Genomic DNA, 16,208 nt, shown 5'->3' on the forward strand with positions numbered 1-16,208 from the left:
CTCAGTATCCCTGCGGCGGGGCGGTTTCACCGGTCGGCTCGGCGACGCGCATTTCGACCGCGTCGTCGGTGCCGAGTTCCTGGTAGGCGCGGAAGGACAGCACCAGCAGGAAGGCGAAGAAGGAGAAGGAGATCACGATCGCCGTCAGGATCAGCGCCTGGGGCAGCGGATTGGCGATCGTTCCCTCCGGAACCTGGAGGGCCTCCGGGATGACCGGCGGCACTTCGCGCAGCAAGCGGCCGGAGGTGAAGATCAAGAGGTTCACCGCATTGCCGAGAATGGCGATGCCAAGCAGCACGCGCACCAGCTGACGCGACATCAGCAGATAGACTGCAACCGTGAAGAACATGCCGATAAGGATGGCAAAGGCGGCTTCCATCAGTCGCTCTCCCGTTCTTCGAGGGCCAGGGCAATCGAGGAGATCGAGCCGACGACCACGAGATAGACGCCGATGTCGAAGAACAGCGGCGTGGACAGCGGCACCTCGACGCCGAGCATGTGGACATACCACCACTGGCTGGTCATGAAGGGCTGGCCCGTGAACAGCGAGGGCAGGCCCGACAGGCCGGCAAGGAAGAGGCCGGAGGCGGAGATGCTCATCGGGTGGAACGTGATGGCCCGGCGCACGGCAGCGACGCCGCAGGCAATGCCGTAGATCGCAAAGGCCGAGGCGGCGATCAGCCCGCCGATGAAGCCGCCGCCGGGCTCATTGTGGCCCCGCAACAGCACGAATATGGAGAAAAGCACCATCAGCGCCGCCAGATAGGGAGCAATGGTGCGGAAGATGACCGTCTTCACAGGCGTGCCTCCCCGCTCTTCTGCAGCGCCTCGTCACCGGCGGCGCGGTCGAGCGCCTCCTCCCGCGCGTGTTTCGGTCGCACCCGGATCAGGGCCAGTACGCACAGGCCGGCGAGCATGACCACGGCGATCTCGCCGAACGTGTCGAAGCCGCGGAAGTCGACGAGGATCACGTTCACGATGTTGCGCCCGTGGGCGATGGTGCGGCTGTAGGCCTCGAAGAAGTCCGACAAAGACCGATCGAAGGACAGCTCGGTGATCCGCATCAGCAGACCGGCAAGACCGACGCCGACGCCGAGGGCAATGGCACCCTGCACGATCCGCGGCACCATCGGCCGATGGTCCCGCGGACGCAGGTTCAGGCGCGTCATCACCAGGGCCAGGATCACCACCGACAGGGTTTCGACCATGAACTGGGTGAACGAGAGGTCGGGCGCGCCGAACAGCATGAAGATGACGGCGACCGCAAAGCCCTGGATGCCGAGCGAGACGATGGCGGTCAGGCGGGTTTTGGCCACCAGAACCGCGACCAGGCCGCTCGCGGCGATTGCCAGGATGCCCCATTCGTAGAAGCGGAAGTCCGGCATCGACGCGACCGAGGGCCAGTTGCCGGTCAGCGTAAGCGGCACCAGGAGGGCCAGCGCGGTGACCAGGAAGGTGAGCGTCATGTAGACGTCCATCCGCCCGCCCTGGACGATCCGCGTGAACCCGCCGGAGAAGGACACGATGCCGGCGATCACCTGATCGAAGCCCTTGTCCGGGCCCCAGCCGATCGCAGCGAGCGTGCGGGCCATGGCGGCGCGCAGCGTGTCGAGCTTGAGATAGAAGACGATGCCCAGCGCGACGGTCACCAGCGACAGGATGAGCGCCGCGCCGATATAGCCGGGGATGAGGTGGACCTCGACCTCGGTTGCCGTGCCGAGCACGGAGGACACCACCGGCGAGATGAAGTAGACGCCGGTCGCATGCGCCATCACGGCCGCAGCAAGGCCGGCCAGCGACAGCGCCACGGGCCCCGCGAAGAGCAGAACCGGCCCTTCATGCGCATGCTTGGGGGTCTCGACCTTCGGTCCGAGGAACGGCTTCAGCGCCACGGCAGCGGCGATCACCAGCATGAGGGCGTTGCCGATCACCGCAACGGCGGTCACCGCCTGATGCGCGCCGGTCGCACCCCAGGTGCCGGCATAAAGGTATTCCTTGGCGATGAAGCCGACGAACGGCGGCAGGCCCGACATGGACAGCGCCGCAAGGCAGGCGGCGGCAAAGGTGATCGGCATGGCGCTGCGCAGGCCGCCGAGCTTCGTCACGTCGCGGGTGCCCGCCTCGTGGTCGATGGTGCCGGCGACCATGAACAGCGCACCCTTGAACAGCGAGTGGGCGAGCAGATAGAGCACCGCGCCCTCGATGGCCTTGTCCCAGCTGGTGCCGGTCAGCATGACCAGCAGGCCGAGCGAGGCGACCGTGGTGTAGGCGAGCATCAGCTTCAGGTCGGTCTGGCGCACGGCAAGCAGCGTGCCGACCAGCAGCGTGGTTCCGCCGAAGATCGGCAGGATCGTCGTCCACATCGCCGTATCGCCGAGCACCGGATGCATGCGCATCAGGAGGTAGACGCCGGCCTTGACCATGGTCGCCGAGTGCAGGAAGGCGGAGACCGGGGTCGGCGCCTCCATGGCATTGGGCAACCAGAAATGGAACGGGAACTGCGCCGACTTGGTGAAGGCACCGCCCAGCACCAGCAGCAGCACCAGCGGATAGAGCGCCTGCTCGCGCAGGATATCGCCGCCGGCAACCAGCGTGGCCATGTCGGAAACGCCGGTCAGCGCGATGATCATCAGGAAACCGGCCAGCAGCAGCAGGCCGCCGCCGCCCGTCACCACCAGCGCCTGCAGCGCAGCACGGCGCGAGGCGGCGCGCAGATGATCGAAACCGATCAGCAGGAAGGAAGTGATCGAGGTCAGTTCCCAGAAGATGAACAGCGTGATCAGGTCGTTGCCGAGCACCAGACCGAGCATCGCGCCCATGAACAGGAACAGAAAGGAGAGGAAGCGGCCCTGATGCGGATGGCCCTTCAGATAGCCGCCGGCATACAGGATGATGAACGTGCCTATCCCTGAGATCAGCAGGGCGAAAAGCGTCGACAGGCCATCGACATAGAAGGAGAAGCTGACGCCATAGGCCGGCACCCAGTCGACGGCGGGGGTGAAACTGGCGCCGCCTGCGACCTCCGGCACGAGGCCGGCGAAGAACAGGAAGATCGCCGCTGGCACGACAGCCAGCGGCCAGGCCGCATTGGCTCCCAGCAGCCGGGTCGCGAAAGGAGCAATCGCCGCCGCGGCGAAGGGAGCGAGGACGGCGGCGAAGGTCGCCTCAGGGCCTGTGATCGACATGTTCCTCCCCAAAGATATGAAACGGGCCCAACAGCCGGGTGATCTGACGAATCAGCCCATGCTACGGCAGTGTTCATGAAGATTTGCCTCACATATAACCAGCACAACAGGCCGGGCAAGCGATTTAGGGCCGGGGCCTTACAGTTTTCGGACCCGATCACAAAGCCTATTGTCGCAGGGGCTGGCGGTTCCTATTTCTGCTTGTCGGGGTTGTCACTTCATTAACGGAGTCCGCACATGTCGAACGCGACAGAGCACAAGAAACTCGAGAAGAGCGACGAGGAGTGGCAGGCCGAACTGACACCGGAACAGTTTCATGTGCTGCGAAGGGCCGGCACCGAGCGCCCCTTCACCGGCCCTTACTGGAATGTGTTTCGCGGCGGGCTCTATTCCTGCGCGGGTTGCGGCACGCCCCTCTTCCGCTCCGACACCAAGTTCGATGCGGGCTGCGGCTGGCCGAGCTTCTTCGAGCCGGTGACGCCGGACGCGGTGCGCGAATACGAGGATCGCTCGCATTTCATGGTGCGTACGGAAGTGCGCTGCGGTACCTGCGACGGCCATCTCGGCCACGTCTTCCCGGACGGCCCACCGCCGACGGGCCTGCGCTATTGCATGAACGGCACGGCGCTGCACCTCGACGAAGACGAGGCGTAAACCCGCCTCAGGCGCCCGGCAGCTGTCGCAGCATTGCCGCGACGATGGCTTCCGGGCAGTCCTCCTGAACCAGATGGCCCGCCTCCGGTATGGCGATCAGCGGCTGGTCGGAGATCCGTGCGGCGAGCTCGTGGCCCTTCTCCAGCGGGATCCAGCCGTCCTTCTGGCCCCACAGCACCGTGACCGGGCAGTCCATCCGGCGATACAGCGGTTCGACCTCGTCGGTGTAGCGCTGGTCCATTTGGGCGATCTGCCGGTAGAAGGCGGGCTGGCCCAGCTCCCCCGTCCAGGGCTCGGCATAGATGCGCAGCACTTCGTCATCGAGCGGGCGGTAGGCCGAGGTCTTCAGGTAGGCGGCGACGAGCGCGTCGTGCATGTAGGCCGGCACCCCGGCGAAGGCGGCCTCGTGCTGGCGCACGTGACGGACGAACGGCGAGCCCCATGGCGCCAGCGCCACCGCATCGAAGATGGTCAGCGAGGCGTAGGCAAGACCGTCGAGGAAGTGACCGCGCAGCGCCGTTGCCCCACCGAAGTCATGAGCCAGCACATGCGGCCGCTCCAGCCCCCATTCCCGCAACAATGCCGCCAGAACGCCGTTCTGCACGCCGAGCGAGACATCCTGCCCCTCCCGCATTTCCGAACGGCCATAGCCGGCAAGGTCGAACCAGTAGACCGTCCAGTGCGGAGCCAGATGCGGCACGATCCGCCGCCAGACCTGGGACGAGAACGGCGTGCCGTGGATGGCGACAAGCGGCGGGCCATCGCCCGCACGTCCCCAGCGGATGGCGGAGCCGTCGACAATGGTGGTGTTCGGCAGATCGAGACGCATCAATCGTCCTCCCGGGAAGCCTCTTCATATTTACATTTAGCGAAATGACTATATGAATATCCGCATGAGCGAAACAACCTCCGCCCCAGACGACCGCCTGCGCGAGGCGCAACTGCGGGCGATTTCCAGCGACGTGCGCATGACGATCCTGCGGCTGCTGCGGGATCCGGCGGCACATTTCTCCGGGCAGGTCTCGGCGGATCCGGTCTCGTTCGGCGTCTGCATGAGCCTGATCGCCGAGGCTCTGGGGATCGCCCAGCCGACCGCGAGCCGGCATCTCGACCTGTTGCGTCAGGCAGGCTTCCTCGCGGTCCGGCGGCAGGGAAAGTGGTCCTATTGCCGCCGCAACGAGGCAGCTATCCGTGACTTTCTCAGTTGGCTGAAGCGGGATCTGGAAGGCTGAAAGGTAAGCGCCGCCCCAATTGCGGAACATTTACGGGCGAGACGGGCTTGCTCGCGCTTCGTCCGGAGCGATAATTGCCCCAGCCAGAGCCGCGGCCGCAGGGACCGCCGCACGAGCCGGCGGAGCATATGCCGCCGTCCCTCCCCCATCCCTGACTTCAAGCCGAAACCGATGACCGACACGCCAAAGCCCGCCCTGACCATCACCTATTGCCGCCAGTGCAACTGGATGCTGCGTGCCGCATGGATGGCGCAGGAACTGCTCTCGACCTTCTCCGAGGAGATCGGCTCCGTCACCCTGGTGCCCGGTACCGGCGGCACCTTCACCATCACCTGCAACGGGGCGACCGTCTGGGACCGCAAGGCCGATGGCGGCTTTCCGGAAGCGAAGGTCCTGAAGGCGCGCGTGCGCGATCTCGTCTGGCCGGACATGAACCTCGGCCATAACGACGGACACAAGCGAGAGGGACAATGAACAGGAGTGAACCGTGACATGCAAACCGGCCGTCAGGGCAGGCCTTGTCGTGACACATCAATGTTGATATCAACCTAATTAGGGAGCACAACAAGCCCGACTCGAACGACGGAGGACAGGACGATGCACGGCAATTTCGTCTGGTACGAGCTGCTGACCACCGACATCGAAGCCGCCAAGGCCTTCTACGGCGCGGTAGCGGGCTGGGAAGCCGAGGTCACCGGCGCCGCCGGGTTCGACTACATCCTGTTCAAGGTCCCCGGCTTCAACATGGGCGTGGCGGGCATGATACAGCTCACCCAGGAAATGCTCGACCGCAAGGTGCCGCCGAACTGGTCGGGCTATATCGCGGTCGAGGATATCGACGCCAAGGCGCGCGCCTTCACCGACGAAGGCGGATCGGTCATCGTCGAGCCCCAGGACATCCCCAATATCGGCCGCTTTGCCGTCCTGGCGGATCCGCAGGGCGCGGTAGTCTGCCTGTTCAAGCCCAACCCAATGGACGGCTCGATGCCGCCAGCGCCCCCCGCCGGCTCGCCAGGCACATTCAGTTGGAGCGAACTCTATGCCGGCGACGGCGACTCGGCCTTCGCCTTCTACTCAAAAATGTTCGGCTGGGAGAAGGACATGGCGGTCGACATGGGCGCCATGGGCACCTACCAGTGCTTCGCTGTCGACGGCCGCAGCACCGGCGGCATCATGACCAAGATGCCCCACATGCCGATGCCCTTCTGGAACTACTATATCAACGTCGAGGCGATCGACGCGGCCGCCAAGAGGGTCAAGGCCGCTGGCGGCCAGGTGGTCAACGGCCCGATAGAGGTGCCCGGCGGCTCCTGGATCATCAATTGCCTCGACCCGCAAGGCGCCATGGTCTCGTTGACCGCGCCCAAGCGCTGAGATCACCCCCAGCCGACCCGCCCTCCTGACACCGTTGTGTCAGCATGGTGCGGGTTTCCGGCGGACAAAGCCGGAACACGGGGTTTCCCAAACGCGGCTTTGGGACCATATTGCCGCCATGGCCAAGCGACCCACTTCCTCCTCTCCCTCTTCCGCGTCTTCCTCCGGCAAGGCCCGCGCCGAAGACGCGCGCGACGATGCCGCGCCGCAAGGCTTCGGCGAAGCGCCGCAGGCCGCCTTCGAGGGGGCGCCGCTGACCGGTCCGGTTTCCGATTGGGCGCGGCAGCTTACCGAAGACGCTCCGGCACCGGCGGAGAAGGGCAAGGAGCGCCCCGCCGCGAAGCAGGCCAAGCCGGCGCGCTCGGCGCGCGGCACCTCCATGGGCGCGACCAGCAATCCGCGCGAGCGCGCGGCCGGCGGGCTCAATCCCGTCGCCGGGCTGGACATGAGCCTGGAAGAGGCCGAGGCCCTGCTGGCCAAGCAGGTGGCGGAGACGAAGAAGGCGCGCAAAGGCAAGAAGCCGGCGCCGGAAATGTCGGACGGCACCACCGGGCACACCGCCACCGTGCAGGCGCTCACCGACCTGATCACCTCCGGCAACCCGCTGCACAAGAACGGTGTCGCCTGGGTGCCGCACCGCCCTGAGCGGCCGGCCAAGTCCGAGGGCGGCATCCCGATCAAGCTCGTCTCCGAATACGAGCCGCGCGGCGACCAGCCCACCGCCATCGCCGATCTGGTCGAAGGCCTGGAGAACCAGGACAAGACGCAGGTGCTGCTCGGCGTCACCGGCTCGGGCAAGACCTACACGATGGCTCAGGTGATCTCCCGCACCCAGCGCCCGGCGCTGATCCTTGCGCCGAACAAGACGCTGGCCGCCCAGCTCTACGGCGAGTTCAAGTCGTTCTTCCCGGACAACGCGGTCGAGTATTTCGTTTCCTACTACGACTATTACCAGCCGGAAGCCTACGTCCCGCGCACCGACACCTATATCGAGAAGGAAAGCTCGGTGAACGAGCAGATCGACCGGATGCGCCACTCGGCCACCCGGGCGCTGCTGGAGCGCGACGACGTGATCATCGTCGCCTCGGTGTCCTGCATCTACGGTATCGGCTCGGTCGAGACCTATACGGCGATGACCTTCGCCATCGAGGTGGGCGAGCGGATGGACCAGCGCCAGCTGCTCGCCGATCTGGTTGCGCTGCAATACAAGCGCAACGACGCGGCCTTCCAGCGCGGCACGTTCCGGGTGCGCGGCGACACGGTCGAGATCTTCCCGGCTCACTATGAAGACCGGGCCTGGCGCATCTCGATGTTCGGCGACGAGATCGAGGCGATCACCGAGTTCGACCCGCTGACGGGGCAGAAGTCGGCGGAGATGAAAAGCGTCAAGATCTACGCCAACTCGCACTATGTGACGCCGAAGCCGACGCTGGCGCAGGCGGTCAAGTCGATCAAATCGGAGCTGGTGCATCGGCTGGAAGAGCTGAACGCCCACGGCCGGCTACTGGAAGCGCAGCGGCTGGAGCAGCGCACGCTGTTCGACCTGGAGATGCTCGAAGCGACCGGCTCCTGCGCCGGCATCGAGAACTATTCGCGCTACCTGACGGGGCGCAATCCCGGCGAGCCGCCGCCGACCCTGTTCGAATACCTGCCCGACAACGCGCTGGTCTTCGCCGACGAGAGCCACGTCACCATTCCGCAGATCGGCGCGATGTATCGCGGCGACTTCCGCCGCAAGGCGACGCTGGCGGAATACGGCTTCCGCCTGCCCTCCTGCATGGACAACCGCCCGCTGCGCTTCGAGGAATGGGACGCGATGCGGCCGCAGACGGTCTGCGTGTCGGCAACGCCCGGCTCCTGGGAGATGGAGGAATCAGGCGGCGTCTTCGCCGAGCAGGTCATTCGCCCGACCGGCCTCGTCGATCCGCAGATCGACATCCGCCCCGCCTCCTCACAGGTCGACGACCTCCTGGGCGAGGTGCGCGCGGTGGCGGCCAAGGGCTATCGCACGCTCGTCACCGTGCTGACCAAGCGCATGGCCGAGGACCTCACCGAATACCTGCACGAGAACGGCGTGCGCGTGCGCTACATGCATTCCGACATCGACACGCTGGAGCGCATCGAGATCATCCGCGACCTGCGGCTCGGCGCCTTCGACGTGCTGGTCGGCATCAACCTGCTGCGCGAGGGCCTCGACATTCCCGAATGCGGGCTGGTCGCCATTCTCGACGCAGACAAGGAAGGCTTCCTGCGCTCCGAGACCTCGCTGGTCCAGACCATCGGCCGCGCGGCGCGAAACGTCGACGGCCGGGTGGTGCTCTATGCCGACCGGATGACCGGCTCGATGGAACGAGCAATTGCGGAGACCAACCGCCGCCGCGAGAAGCAGGAGGCCTACAACGCCGAGCACGGCATCACGCCGGAGACCGTGCGCCGGTCCATCGGCGATATCCTGCAGTCGGTCTACGAGCAGGACCACGTCACAGTCGATGCCGGCTTCGCCGAGAGCGGCAACCTGGTCGGCCACAATCTCAAGGCGCATATCGAGGACCTCGAGAAGAAGATGCGCGAGGCCGCCGCAGACCTGGAGTTCGAAACCGCTGCGCGCCTGCGCGACGAAATCAAGCGACTGCAGGAGACGGAACTGGCGCTGGCCGACGATCCGCTGGCCCGCCAGTCGGCGGTGGAGGATCGCAGCGGCGGTTTCCGGGGCGAGAAGAAATACGGCGCCAGCGCCAACATGCCGAGCGCTTCGAAAGTGCGGAAGAACACGCTGGACGAGATGACCGTCGGACGCACCGAGGTGCCGTTGTCCAAGGGCGCGCTGCCGAAGAAGCCGGGCAGTTCCCCCGAAGACGACGTCAAGCCGGTCGTCCGCGGCAAGATCGGCGCCGGTTCCTACGAAGACCCGGCGGAAGAGCGCCAGCGCCGCGGCCGCCCGAAGAAAAGCGGTCGCCCAGGGCAGTAGGGCGTGTGGGCGCCCGAAACGCCCGGCGCCTCCCCTTTCAGCCTGCAAAGGCGACTTTCAGGCCTGCAAGGGCCTTGGACCGTCTCGCCTGACTGAATGCGGTTCATTTTCCCGCTTTACTTGCATGGCTGTTTGCATTGAAACTCTCTTCCATTCATATCATTGAATTCACAAGAGACTTCCATGAAGCGGACATCAACGACCATCCCGACGCTCGTCATTGCGGCACTTGCCGTTGCCTGCGGGCCGTTCATGACGCCGATTTCGACGGGCAGCGCCATAGCGCAGAATTCGTCCTCTGCCAAATCCTGGAACGACCCCGACTTTCCGGGCGTCGACCCGACCCAGCGCGCCCTTTACGGCTGCACCTTCAGTCTCAAGCGCTTCCGCATGAAGTACAAGCAGGTGAAATATTCGGCCTTTGCGAAGGGCCGTGCCTTCTCCATCACCGGCATGAGGGGCTGCGGCTGGAGCGTCGGCGAGCGCACGCAGGCCCGCGCAGATAAGGTCGCGATGGACAAGTGCCGCAAGAACGCCCGCAACCCGGACAGGTGCGAGGTCACCGAGCGCACGACCGACAGGTAGTCGCCAATACGCGATTCAATTGAACCAAAATAATCAAAGCGACTAGGGTCAAAACCCATTGATCTGGTTGATTTGATGTAGCAAATCAGAATCAAGGCTTCCAATCACGGGATTGGAGGTTTGGAGATCGCTTGTTTTGGCTTTTCGATGAGCAATGGGCGGTAATCGAGCCGTTGTTGCCGAGGAACAAGGGTGGCGCGCGGCGCGTCGATGACCGCCGTGTGATCTCAGGCCGCTCAAATCGCAAACGTAAGCTCCGCTACGACGCCAAGCGTTACAAGAGCCGCCATCTCATCAAAAACGCCTTCTGCCGCCTGAAAGACTTCCGCCGCGTCGCAACCCGCTACGACAAACTCGCCAGGAACTTCCTGTCCGCTGTCGCACTCGCAACACTCGTCGCATTCTGGCTATGATTGAGTCTGAACCCTAGGCCGTGGATCGATGATTGCGCGGGGAGCGGCGTCGTCGCGGCAGCCTCACAGGGCTGATCGTCACGCGACGCGCACATGGCACTTTCGAGGACAGCGGTATGTTCGACCATCGTAAGGGGGCACCACAAAGTCGCCACATGACGATACGGATCGCGTTGGCTCTCGCACTGCTACCCCCCGCCCTGCCAGCCGTGGCGCAGGACATGCCGGCCTGTGCCGTAACGGGTGCCTCGTCGGTGATGATCAACGGCCGCCCGGCACTGCGCCTGTCGGACGTGGCCGCGTGCCCGCCGGGTCTGTTCGAGCCGGTCCCGGGCGTCTTCGTGGAAGGCGAGCCGGCCGTGCGGTTCGTCGCACCGGCAGAAGGATGCGTTGTCGTGGGCTCGTCAGACGTGACCATCGACGGCGTGGGGGCAGTGCGCGCAGGGGACGTCGTCTGCCCGCCGCAATGACCAGGCGGCGTGCGGGAGCCGAAAATCCTTTCAGAATCCGACGCATGCGGTACTGGCGCGGGCCGATTCATCATGTCGCCGCCCGGCCACATGCGCTATAGAACGCAGGAACCCCTTGTCAGGAGTCCGCTGCGTGAGCCTTCGCAAACTTGCCAATCGCTTCCGCGCCCGCCGTGCCGGACTGATGTCTCCGCCGCTGATAGACGGGCATGACGAGGTGATGGCTGCCGGCGGCGCCCGTACACTCTACCACTCGCGGTTCAATCCGGCCTGGTTCGGCGAACTCGGCATCTCGCCGAAGGCGATCATCGATCTCGGATCTTTCGACGGCGGCGATGCCTTCCGCTTTTCCCGCGCCTTTCCCGATTGCCGGGTGGTGACGGTGGAGGCCGACCCGCAGCGTTTCGCACTGGTCAGCGGCAATCTCGCCGGCGAACGGGTGGAAGTGCTGAATTATGCTGCCTGTGCCACGGACGGGCCGGTCGAATGGCACCCGGCGACCATCGACGGTGAAGTGTTCGGCCAGGGTTCGATCTACGCCCATACCGACACCTATCGCAGCCGCTTTTCGCATGTGGCGCAGCAGGCGGCGACGCAGGTGGAGGGACGTCGCTTCGACACGCTGTGCGCCGGGCTCGGCATCGCCGCCATCGACCTGCTGCACATGGATATCGAAGGTGCGGAAGCCGCCGTGCTGTCGAGCCTTGGCTCCGCGCGGCCGACGCTGATCTACATGGAATTCAGCAAGGGCTATTTCGCCGGTGCGCCGGACGGCCGCGAGACTCATCGCCGGCTGGAGGAACTGGGCTACCGGATGGTGCTCGACCTGTCCAGCGACCGGCTCTACCTGCGCTCCAACTGACGGGTCAGGTCTCCGGCTCGGTCTCGAAGCGCAGCGGAAAGCCGTTGGCACGCCCGGCCTCGGTCGCACGGGTCGCCTTGGTCTCGGCGACATCGCGCGGGAAGACGGCAACGACGCACACGCCCTGCTGATGGGCGGTGATCATCACCCGCACCGCCTCGTCCTCGCTCATCCGGAATTCGGAGGCGAGCACCGCCACAACGAATTCGCGCGGCGTGAAGTCGTCGTTGAGAAGCAGCACCTTGTAAAGGCGTGGGCGCTCCGTCCGCGTCTTCGCGGACGGCTGCAGCGTTGTGGACCTGTCGCTCATGGGCGCGCTTTTATCACACATGGGCACGCTTGTGCACCGGTCACTCGGAATGACGCGCGCCCCCGTTTCGCAGCACGCTGCCACCTTGCCAAGACCCATGAAAGCGCCTACCTCCGCTCCATGTTGAAGACACCCAATAGCCCCCTTTCCGATGCTGCGGCTGCGCCGGCGCCGCGAGCGGAACAGCGCCCCCTCACCCTGACGGCCCACGGCATCGTCCGGGAGGATCCCTACCACTGGCTCCGGGCGGAGAACTGGCAGGAGGTGATGCGGGCACCCGACACGCTCGACCCCGCCATCCGCGCCTATCTGGAAGCGGAGAACGCCCACCTGGAAGCCGGCATGGCCGACACGAAGGGCCTGCAGGAGACGCTGTTCTCCGAGATGAAGGGACGGATCAAGGAAGACGACAGCAGCGTGCCGATGGCCGATGGGCCCTATGCCTACGGCTTTGCCTATGTGGCCGGCGGACAGCATCCGCGCCTGGTCCGGATGGCGCGCGAGACGGCCGAGCGCGGCGGCGAGGCCGAGGAAATCCTGATCGACGGCGACAAGGAAGCGAGCGGCAAGGCCTATTTCCGCCTCGGCGGCGCGTCGCACTCGCCCGATCATTCGCGCCTTGCCTGGGCCTTCGACGACAAGGGCTCGGAGTTCTACACCCTGCTCGTACGGGACCTCGCCAGCGGGCGCGATCTCGACCAGCGGATCGAGGACACGGGCGGGGGCGGCGTCTGGTCCGCTTGCGGCCGTTATCTCTTCTATGTGCGCCTCGACGACAATCACCGGCCCTCCAGGCTGTTCCGCCACGAGGTCGGGACGGATCCGGCCGGCGACGTGCTGGTCTACGAGGAGGCCGATCCGGGCTTCTTCATGGGCATCGGCAAGACCCAGTCCGGCCGCTTCCTGACCATCGACATTCACGACCACGAGACGTCCGAGGTGCGGCTGATCCCGGCCGATGCACCGCTGGAAGCCCCCCTCACGGTCGCCCCGCGCGCAACCGGCACCGAGTATTCGGTGGAGGACGACGGCGGCGACACGCTACTGCTGCTGACCAATCACGGCGGTGCCGAGGACTTCCGCATCATGAGCCTGCCGCTCGCCGCCTTGCGCGCGGGCGCCGGCCCGGAAGCCTGGCAGGATGTGGTGCCGCATCGCGAGGGCCGGCTGATCCTCTCCTTCACCTGCTACGCCAAGCACATGGTGCGGCTGGAGCGGGAAGACGGGCTGCCGCGCATCGTCGTGCGCCGCGTCGCCGACGGTCTGGAGCATGCCATCGCCTTCGACGAGGAGGCCTATTCGCTCGGCCTCACCGACGGCTACGAGTTCAACACCAACCGCATCCGCTTTTCCTACTCGTCGATGACGACGCCGGCACAGGTGTTCGACTACGACATGGAGACGCGCGAGCGCACGCTGCGCAAGACGCAGGAAGTGCCGTCCGGCCATGACCCGGATGCCTATGTGACGCGGCGCCTGCAGGTGCCGGCCGGCGACGGCGAGACGGTGCCGGTGTCGCTGCTCTACCGCAAGGACACGCCGCTGGACGGCAGCGCGCCCTGCCTGCTCTACGGCTACGGCTCCTACGGCATCACCATCCCGGCGAGCTTCAACACCAACTGCCTGTCGCTCGTCGATCGCGGCTTCGTCTATGCCATCGCGCATGTCCGCGGCGGCAAGGACAAGGGCTTCCGCTGGTACCGGGACGGCCGCCGGCAGGCCAAGATGAACACGTTCACCGACTTCATCGCCGCCGCCCGCCATCTGGCCGACGAGGGGTTCACCTCGCCCGACCGGATCGTCGCGCAGGGCGGTTCGGCCGGCGGCATGCTGATGGGCGCGGTGGTCAACATGGCGCCGGAGGCCTTCGGTGGCATCATCGCCGAGGTGCCCTTCGTCGACGTGCTCAACACCATGCTCGACGACACGCTGCCGCTGACGCCGCCCGAATGGCCGGAATGGGGCAATCCGATCGCCTCGCTGGACGATTACCGGACGATTGCCGCCTACTCGCCTTACGACAATGTCGCGGCGCAGGCCTACCCGCCGATCCTGGCGGTCGGCGGGCTGACCGACCCGCGCGTCACCTATTGGGAGCCGGCCAAGTGGGTCGCACGTCTGCGTGAGCGGCGCAGCAACGAGGCGGCGCTCTTCCTCAAGACCAACATGGAAGCCGGTCACGGCGGCGCCTCGGGCCGGTTCGACCGGCTCAAGGAAGTGGCCCTCGTCTATGCCTTCGCGCTGAAGGTGGCGGGCGCGACAGGCTAAACAGCGATCCGGCGCGGGCATGACACCGTAAACGGCATCAAGGGCGGCAGGTTGCCGCCCCGCAGCCGACTACGGAGGTTTCCATGCCCGCGCTGATCTTCTGCCGCGAGGCGGCTCGCGCCAACATTTCCGCCGTCGCGGCGGTTCTTGCCTTAGTGCTTCTGCTGCCGATGCTGGCTGCCGGTTCTGCGCGAGCAGCCGACAAACCGCTGGTTCTCGAAGAGTATTTCCGAGGCCGCACGGTCGGGGAAGGCGTGTTCGAGAGCCGGATCGCCGGTATCCGCCGCCCCTTTACCGTGGTGACCCACGGCAGTTGGAACCCGAAGACCTTTACCTTGCGCCTGCGCGAGGACTTCCGCTTCGCCGATGGCGAGCTCGATACCAAGGTCTGGTTCTTCCAGAAGGTGGCGGAAAACCGCTATATCGGCACGCGATCCGACGTGTTGAACCCGGTGACGATCACCGCTGGCGGAGCAAGCATCCGCTTCGACTACGCCGCGGAACTGGTCACCGGAGATGGGCCGGTGGCCGTGCGCTTCTTCGACACGCTTACACGGGTCGACGCGCGCACCGTGCGCAACACCGCCGATGTGCGCAAATACGGCATCACCGTCGGCACCGTCGATCTCACTTTCCGCAGATAGACGGGGGTGCGAGCACGGCACGTCACACTGCGGTCACGAAAGGCGGCAAAGGTTCTCCTCCCGCATTCGACCTGCCTTTCGCCAGATGACGCCTTTCCAGTCCTACGTGATCTGCACCTCGCCGCGCAGCGGCAGCACGCTGCTGTGCCGGCTTCTGGCCGCGACAGGCATCGCCGGTCGGCCGAGTTCGCTGTTCCATGAGCCATCGCTGGACGATTGGCTCGAGCGCTTCGAGCTTTCCGTCGATACGGACCGCGACGAACACGAGGTTCTCGCCGAGATATTCGCCGCCGCCCTCGACGAGGGGCGCGGCGGGACCGACGTCTTCGGGGTCCGTCTGCAGCGGCACAGCTTCACCTTCTTCCGCGACAAGCTCGCGATCCTGCACCCTAGCCGCCCGAGCGACCATGCGCGCCTCGAAGCGGCCTTCGGCCGTACGCTGTTCATTCACCTGACCCGTCTGGACAAGGCGGCGCAGGCGGTGTCCTACGTGAAGGCGCAGCAGAGCGGCCTATGGCACAGGGCCTCGGACGGCACGGAGCTGGAACGCCTGTCGCCGCCGCGCGAACCGGTCTACGACACGGAGCTGCTGCGCAGCACTCACGACACAATGGCAACGGCGGATCGCGACTGGGAAAACTGGTTCGCGGACCAGGGCATCGCGCCGCTGCGACTTACCTATGAGGCCCTTTCGGCCGACCCGCCGGCAACGCTGCGCCTTGTGCTCGATGCCCTCGGCCTCGACCCGTCTCCGGCAAACACTGCCGTGCCGGACGTCGCCCGGCTGGCCGATGCGACGAGCCGGGACTGGGTGGTGCGGCTGCGGGCAGACCTTGAGGCCCGACAGCCCTAGCGGCCGCAGGTGTTGACGCCGAACAGCGTATAGGCCGGGCACCATTTCAGAAATGCGGTCAGCAGCGGCACGACGCCGATCCAGCCGATCCACTTCCAGGTGATCTCCGCCGGACCGAACAGGGCGAAGGCAATCAGCGCCACGCCGACGACGATGCGGGCGATCCGGTCGGCACTGCCGACATTGGTGGTGATCATCGACATAAGCGACCCCTTTTCTCGTGCTCGGACCGGAAGGCGTCGACGCCCCCCCACAGTCAAACCCTTTTAATTTCTATTATTCGAATATAATGGATCGCATCTGCATCCGGCAAGGTGCCGGCCTGCGACAGGTTGGCGGTCCTGGAGCAGGAACCCAGAGGCAAGGCGTGGACAGGTCCGCACACCTCGG

Annotated in this window: 17 protein-coding genes and 2 pseudogenes; 13 read left to right on the plus strand and 6 right to left on the minus strand. The window is 65.7% G+C overall.

Annotated elements, in window-relative coordinates; translation table 11 throughout:
* Window position 1: 1 nt before the first annotated feature.
* The 3 genes from ACVJ6E_RS02140 to ACVJ6E_RS02150 are packed head-to-tail and all read right to left on the minus strand — an operon-like array spanning window position 2 to window position 3,185.
* The gene (locus ACVJ6E_RS02140; protein ID WP_120269093.1) at window positions 2-379 is read right to left on the minus strand and encodes a Na+/H+ antiporter subunit C; all 378 of its coding nucleotides are present in this window, start codon (window positions 377-379) and stop codon (window positions 2-4) included.
* Window positions 379-798, minus strand: a complete 420-nt coding sequence (locus tag ACVJ6E_RS02145) for a Na+/H+ antiporter subunit B (protein WP_120269092.1) — start codon at window positions 796-798, stop codon at window positions 379-381. The genes ACVJ6E_RS02140 and ACVJ6E_RS02145 overlap by 1 nt, the downstream gene beginning before the upstream one ends.
* Window positions 795-3,185, minus strand: a complete 2,391-nt coding sequence (locus ACVJ6E_RS02150) for a putative monovalent cation/H+ antiporter subunit A (RefSeq protein WP_120269091.1) — start codon at window positions 3,183-3,185, stop codon at window positions 795-797. The genes ACVJ6E_RS02145 and ACVJ6E_RS02150 overlap by 4 nt, the downstream gene beginning before the upstream one ends.
* A gap of 237 nt (window positions 3,186-3,422) precedes the next feature.
* Between ACVJ6E_RS02150 and msrB the strand changes: the two genes are divergently transcribed.
* Window positions 3,423-3,839, plus strand: a complete 417-nt coding sequence (gene msrB / locus ACVJ6E_RS02155; protein WP_067338948.1) for a peptide-methionine (R)-S-oxide reductase MsrB — start codon at window positions 3,423-3,425, stop codon at window positions 3,837-3,839.
* Between the two features lie 7 nt (window positions 3,840-3,846).
* Here the strand turns inward: msrB and ACVJ6E_RS02160 are convergent, their stop codons facing one another.
* Window positions 3,847-4,668 carry an alpha/beta fold hydrolase gene (locus tag ACVJ6E_RS02160; protein ID WP_120269090.1) on the minus strand — a complete coding sequence of 274 codons (822 nt, stop codon included), beginning with the start codon at window positions 4,666-4,668 and terminating at the stop codon, window positions 3,847-3,849.
* A gap of 64 nt (window positions 4,669-4,732) precedes the next feature.
* Here ACVJ6E_RS02160 and ACVJ6E_RS02165 point away from each other — a divergent pair, with 64 nt between their 5' ends.
* From ACVJ6E_RS02165 to ACVJ6E_RS02205, 9 genes and pseudogenes are all read left to right on the plus strand, one after another.
* Window positions 4,733-5,071: a helix-turn-helix domain-containing protein gene (locus tag ACVJ6E_RS02165; protein ID WP_120269288.1), complete on the plus strand. Its 339-nt coding sequence runs from the start codon at window positions 4,733-4,735 to the stop codon at window positions 5,069-5,071.
* A 171-nt stretch (window positions 5,072-5,242) separates the two neighbouring features.
* Complete coding sequence (locus tag ACVJ6E_RS02170; RefSeq protein WP_120269089.1) at window positions 5,243-5,545, plus strand: SelT/SelW/SelH family protein; 303 nt, start codon at window positions 5,243-5,245, stop codon at window positions 5,543-5,545.
* A 123-nt stretch (window positions 5,546-5,668) separates the two neighbouring features.
* Complete coding sequence (locus ACVJ6E_RS02175) at window positions 5,669-6,445, plus strand: VOC family protein (protein ID WP_120269088.1); 777 nt, start codon at window positions 5,669-5,671, stop codon at window positions 6,443-6,445.
* 118 nt (window positions 6,446-6,563) lie between these two features.
* Complete coding sequence (gene uvrB / locus ACVJ6E_RS02180) at window positions 6,564-9,413, plus strand: excinuclease ABC subunit UvrB (RefSeq protein ID WP_120269087.1); 2,850 nt, start codon at window positions 6,564-6,566, stop codon at window positions 9,411-9,413.
* A gap of 183 nt (window positions 9,414-9,596) precedes the next feature.
* The gene (locus tag ACVJ6E_RS02185; RefSeq protein ID WP_120269086.1) at window positions 9,597-9,998 is read left to right on the plus strand and encodes a hypothetical protein; all 402 of its coding nucleotides are present in this window, start codon (window positions 9,597-9,599) and stop codon (window positions 9,996-9,998) included.
* Window positions 9,999-10,129: 131 nt separating this feature from the next.
* Window positions 10,130-10,231: pseudogene (locus ACVJ6E_RS02190) on the plus strand (IS5/IS1182 family transposase); the annotation flags it as partial.
* A pseudogene (locus ACVJ6E_RS02195) lies at window positions 10,220-10,411 on the plus strand (IS5/IS1182 family transposase); the annotation flags it as partial. The pseudogenes ACVJ6E_RS02190 and ACVJ6E_RS02195, both read left to right, overlap by 12 nt.
* A gap of 116 nt (window positions 10,412-10,527) precedes the next feature.
* Window positions 10,528-10,881, plus strand: coding sequence for a PAAR domain-containing protein (locus tag ACVJ6E_RS02200; RefSeq protein ID WP_120269084.1), 354 nt, complete (start codon window positions 10,528-10,530; stop codon window positions 10,879-10,881).
* 133 nt (window positions 10,882-11,014) lie between these two features.
* Window positions 11,015-11,743, plus strand: a complete 729-nt coding sequence (locus ACVJ6E_RS02205; RefSeq protein ID WP_120269083.1) for an FkbM family methyltransferase — start codon at window positions 11,015-11,017, stop codon at window positions 11,741-11,743.
* Between the two features lie 4 nt (window positions 11,744-11,747).
* On the opposite strand, the gene clpS is transcribed toward ACVJ6E_RS02205, so the two are convergent.
* The gene (clpS, locus tag ACVJ6E_RS02210) at window positions 11,748-12,053 is read right to left on the minus strand and encodes an ATP-dependent Clp protease adapter ClpS (protein WP_067221889.1); all 306 of its coding nucleotides are present in this window, start codon (window positions 12,051-12,053) and stop codon (window positions 11,748-11,750) included.
* 120 nt (window positions 12,054-12,173) lie between these two features.
* Here clpS and ACVJ6E_RS02215 point away from each other — a divergent pair, with 120 nt between their 5' ends.
* From ACVJ6E_RS02215 to ACVJ6E_RS02225, 3 genes are all read left to right on the plus strand, one after another.
* Window positions 12,174-14,321, plus strand: a complete 2,148-nt coding sequence (locus ACVJ6E_RS02215) for a S9 family peptidase (RefSeq protein ID WP_120269082.1) — start codon at window positions 12,174-12,176, stop codon at window positions 14,319-14,321.
* A gap of 83 nt (window positions 14,322-14,404) precedes the next feature.
* Window positions 14,405-14,965 carry a DUF3833 family protein gene (locus ACVJ6E_RS02220; RefSeq protein WP_208996699.1) on the plus strand — a complete coding sequence of 187 codons (561 nt, stop codon included), beginning with the start codon at window positions 14,405-14,407 and terminating at the stop codon, window positions 14,963-14,965.
* An 85-nt stretch (window positions 14,966-15,050) separates the two neighbouring features.
* Window positions 15,051-15,818 (plus strand): Stf0 family sulfotransferase, encoded by a 768-nt coding sequence (locus ACVJ6E_RS02225; protein WP_120269081.1) that lies wholly within the window; start codon window positions 15,051-15,053, stop codon window positions 15,816-15,818.
* Here ACVJ6E_RS02225 and ACVJ6E_RS02230 read toward each other — a convergent pair.
* Window positions 15,815-16,021 carry a YgaP family membrane protein gene (locus ACVJ6E_RS02230; RefSeq protein ID WP_245164999.1) on the minus strand — a complete coding sequence of 69 codons (207 nt, stop codon included), beginning with the start codon at window positions 16,019-16,021 and terminating at the stop codon, window positions 15,815-15,817. The genes ACVJ6E_RS02225 and ACVJ6E_RS02230 overlap by 4 nt on opposite strands.
* Window positions 16,022-16,208 lie beyond the last annotated feature (187 nt).

The sequence above is a fragment of the Stappia sp. G46H5W genome, assembly GCF_058448995.1.

Bases quoted from the DNA above. Each gene is read 5' to 3' on its own strand.
- clpS (WP_067221889.1), bottom strand. From the start codon at position 12,053: ATGAGCGACAGGTCCACAACGCTGCAGCCGTCCGCGAAGACGCGGACG.
- ACVJ6E_RS02140 (WP_120269093.1), bottom strand. From the start codon at position 379: ATGGAAGCCGCCTTTGCCATCCTTATCGGCATGTTCTTCACGGTTGCA.
- ACVJ6E_RS02220 (WP_208996699.1), top strand. From the start codon at position 14,405: ATGCCCGCGCTGATCTTCTGCCGCGAGGCGGCTCGCGCCAACATTTCC.
- ACVJ6E_RS02185 (WP_120269086.1), top strand. From the start codon at position 9,597: ATGAAGCGGACATCAACGACCATCCCGACGCTCGTCATTGCGGCACTT.
- ACVJ6E_RS02150 (WP_120269091.1), bottom strand. From the start codon at position 3,185: ATGTCGATCACAGGCCCTGAGGCGACCTTCGCCGCCGTCCTCGCTCCC.
- ACVJ6E_RS02160 (WP_120269090.1), bottom strand. From the start codon at position 4,668: ATGCGTCTCGATCTGCCGAACACCACCATTGTCGACGGCTCCGCCATC.
- ACVJ6E_RS02165 (WP_120269288.1), top strand. From the start codon at position 4,733: ATGAGCGAAACAACCTCCGCCCCAGACGACCGCCTGCGCGAGGCGCAA.
- ACVJ6E_RS02225 (WP_120269081.1), top strand. From the start codon at position 15,051: ATGACGCCTTTCCAGTCCTACGTGATCTGCACCTCGCCGCGCAGCGGC.
- ACVJ6E_RS02175 (WP_120269088.1), top strand. From the start codon at position 5,669: ATGCACGGCAATTTCGTCTGGTACGAGCTGCTGACCACCGACATCGAA.
- ACVJ6E_RS02200 (WP_120269084.1), top strand. From the start codon at position 10,528: ATGTTCGACCATCGTAAGGGGGCACCACAAAGTCGCCACATGACGATA.
- msrB (WP_067338948.1), top strand. From the start codon at position 3,423: ATGTCGAACGCGACAGAGCACAAGAAACTCGAGAAGAGCGACGAGGAG.
- uvrB (WP_120269087.1), top strand. From the start codon at position 6,564: ATGGCCAAGCGACCCACTTCCTCCTCTCCCTCTTCCGCGTCTTCCTCC.
- ACVJ6E_RS02170 (WP_120269089.1), top strand. From the start codon at position 5,243: ATGACCGACACGCCAAAGCCCGCCCTGACCATCACCTATTGCCGCCAG.
- ACVJ6E_RS02230 (WP_245164999.1), bottom strand. From the start codon at position 16,021: ATGTCGATGATCACCACCAATGTCGGCAGTGCCGACCGGATCGCCCGC.
- ACVJ6E_RS02215 (WP_120269082.1), top strand. From the start codon at position 12,174: ATGTTGAAGACACCCAATAGCCCCCTTTCCGATGCTGCGGCTGCGCCG.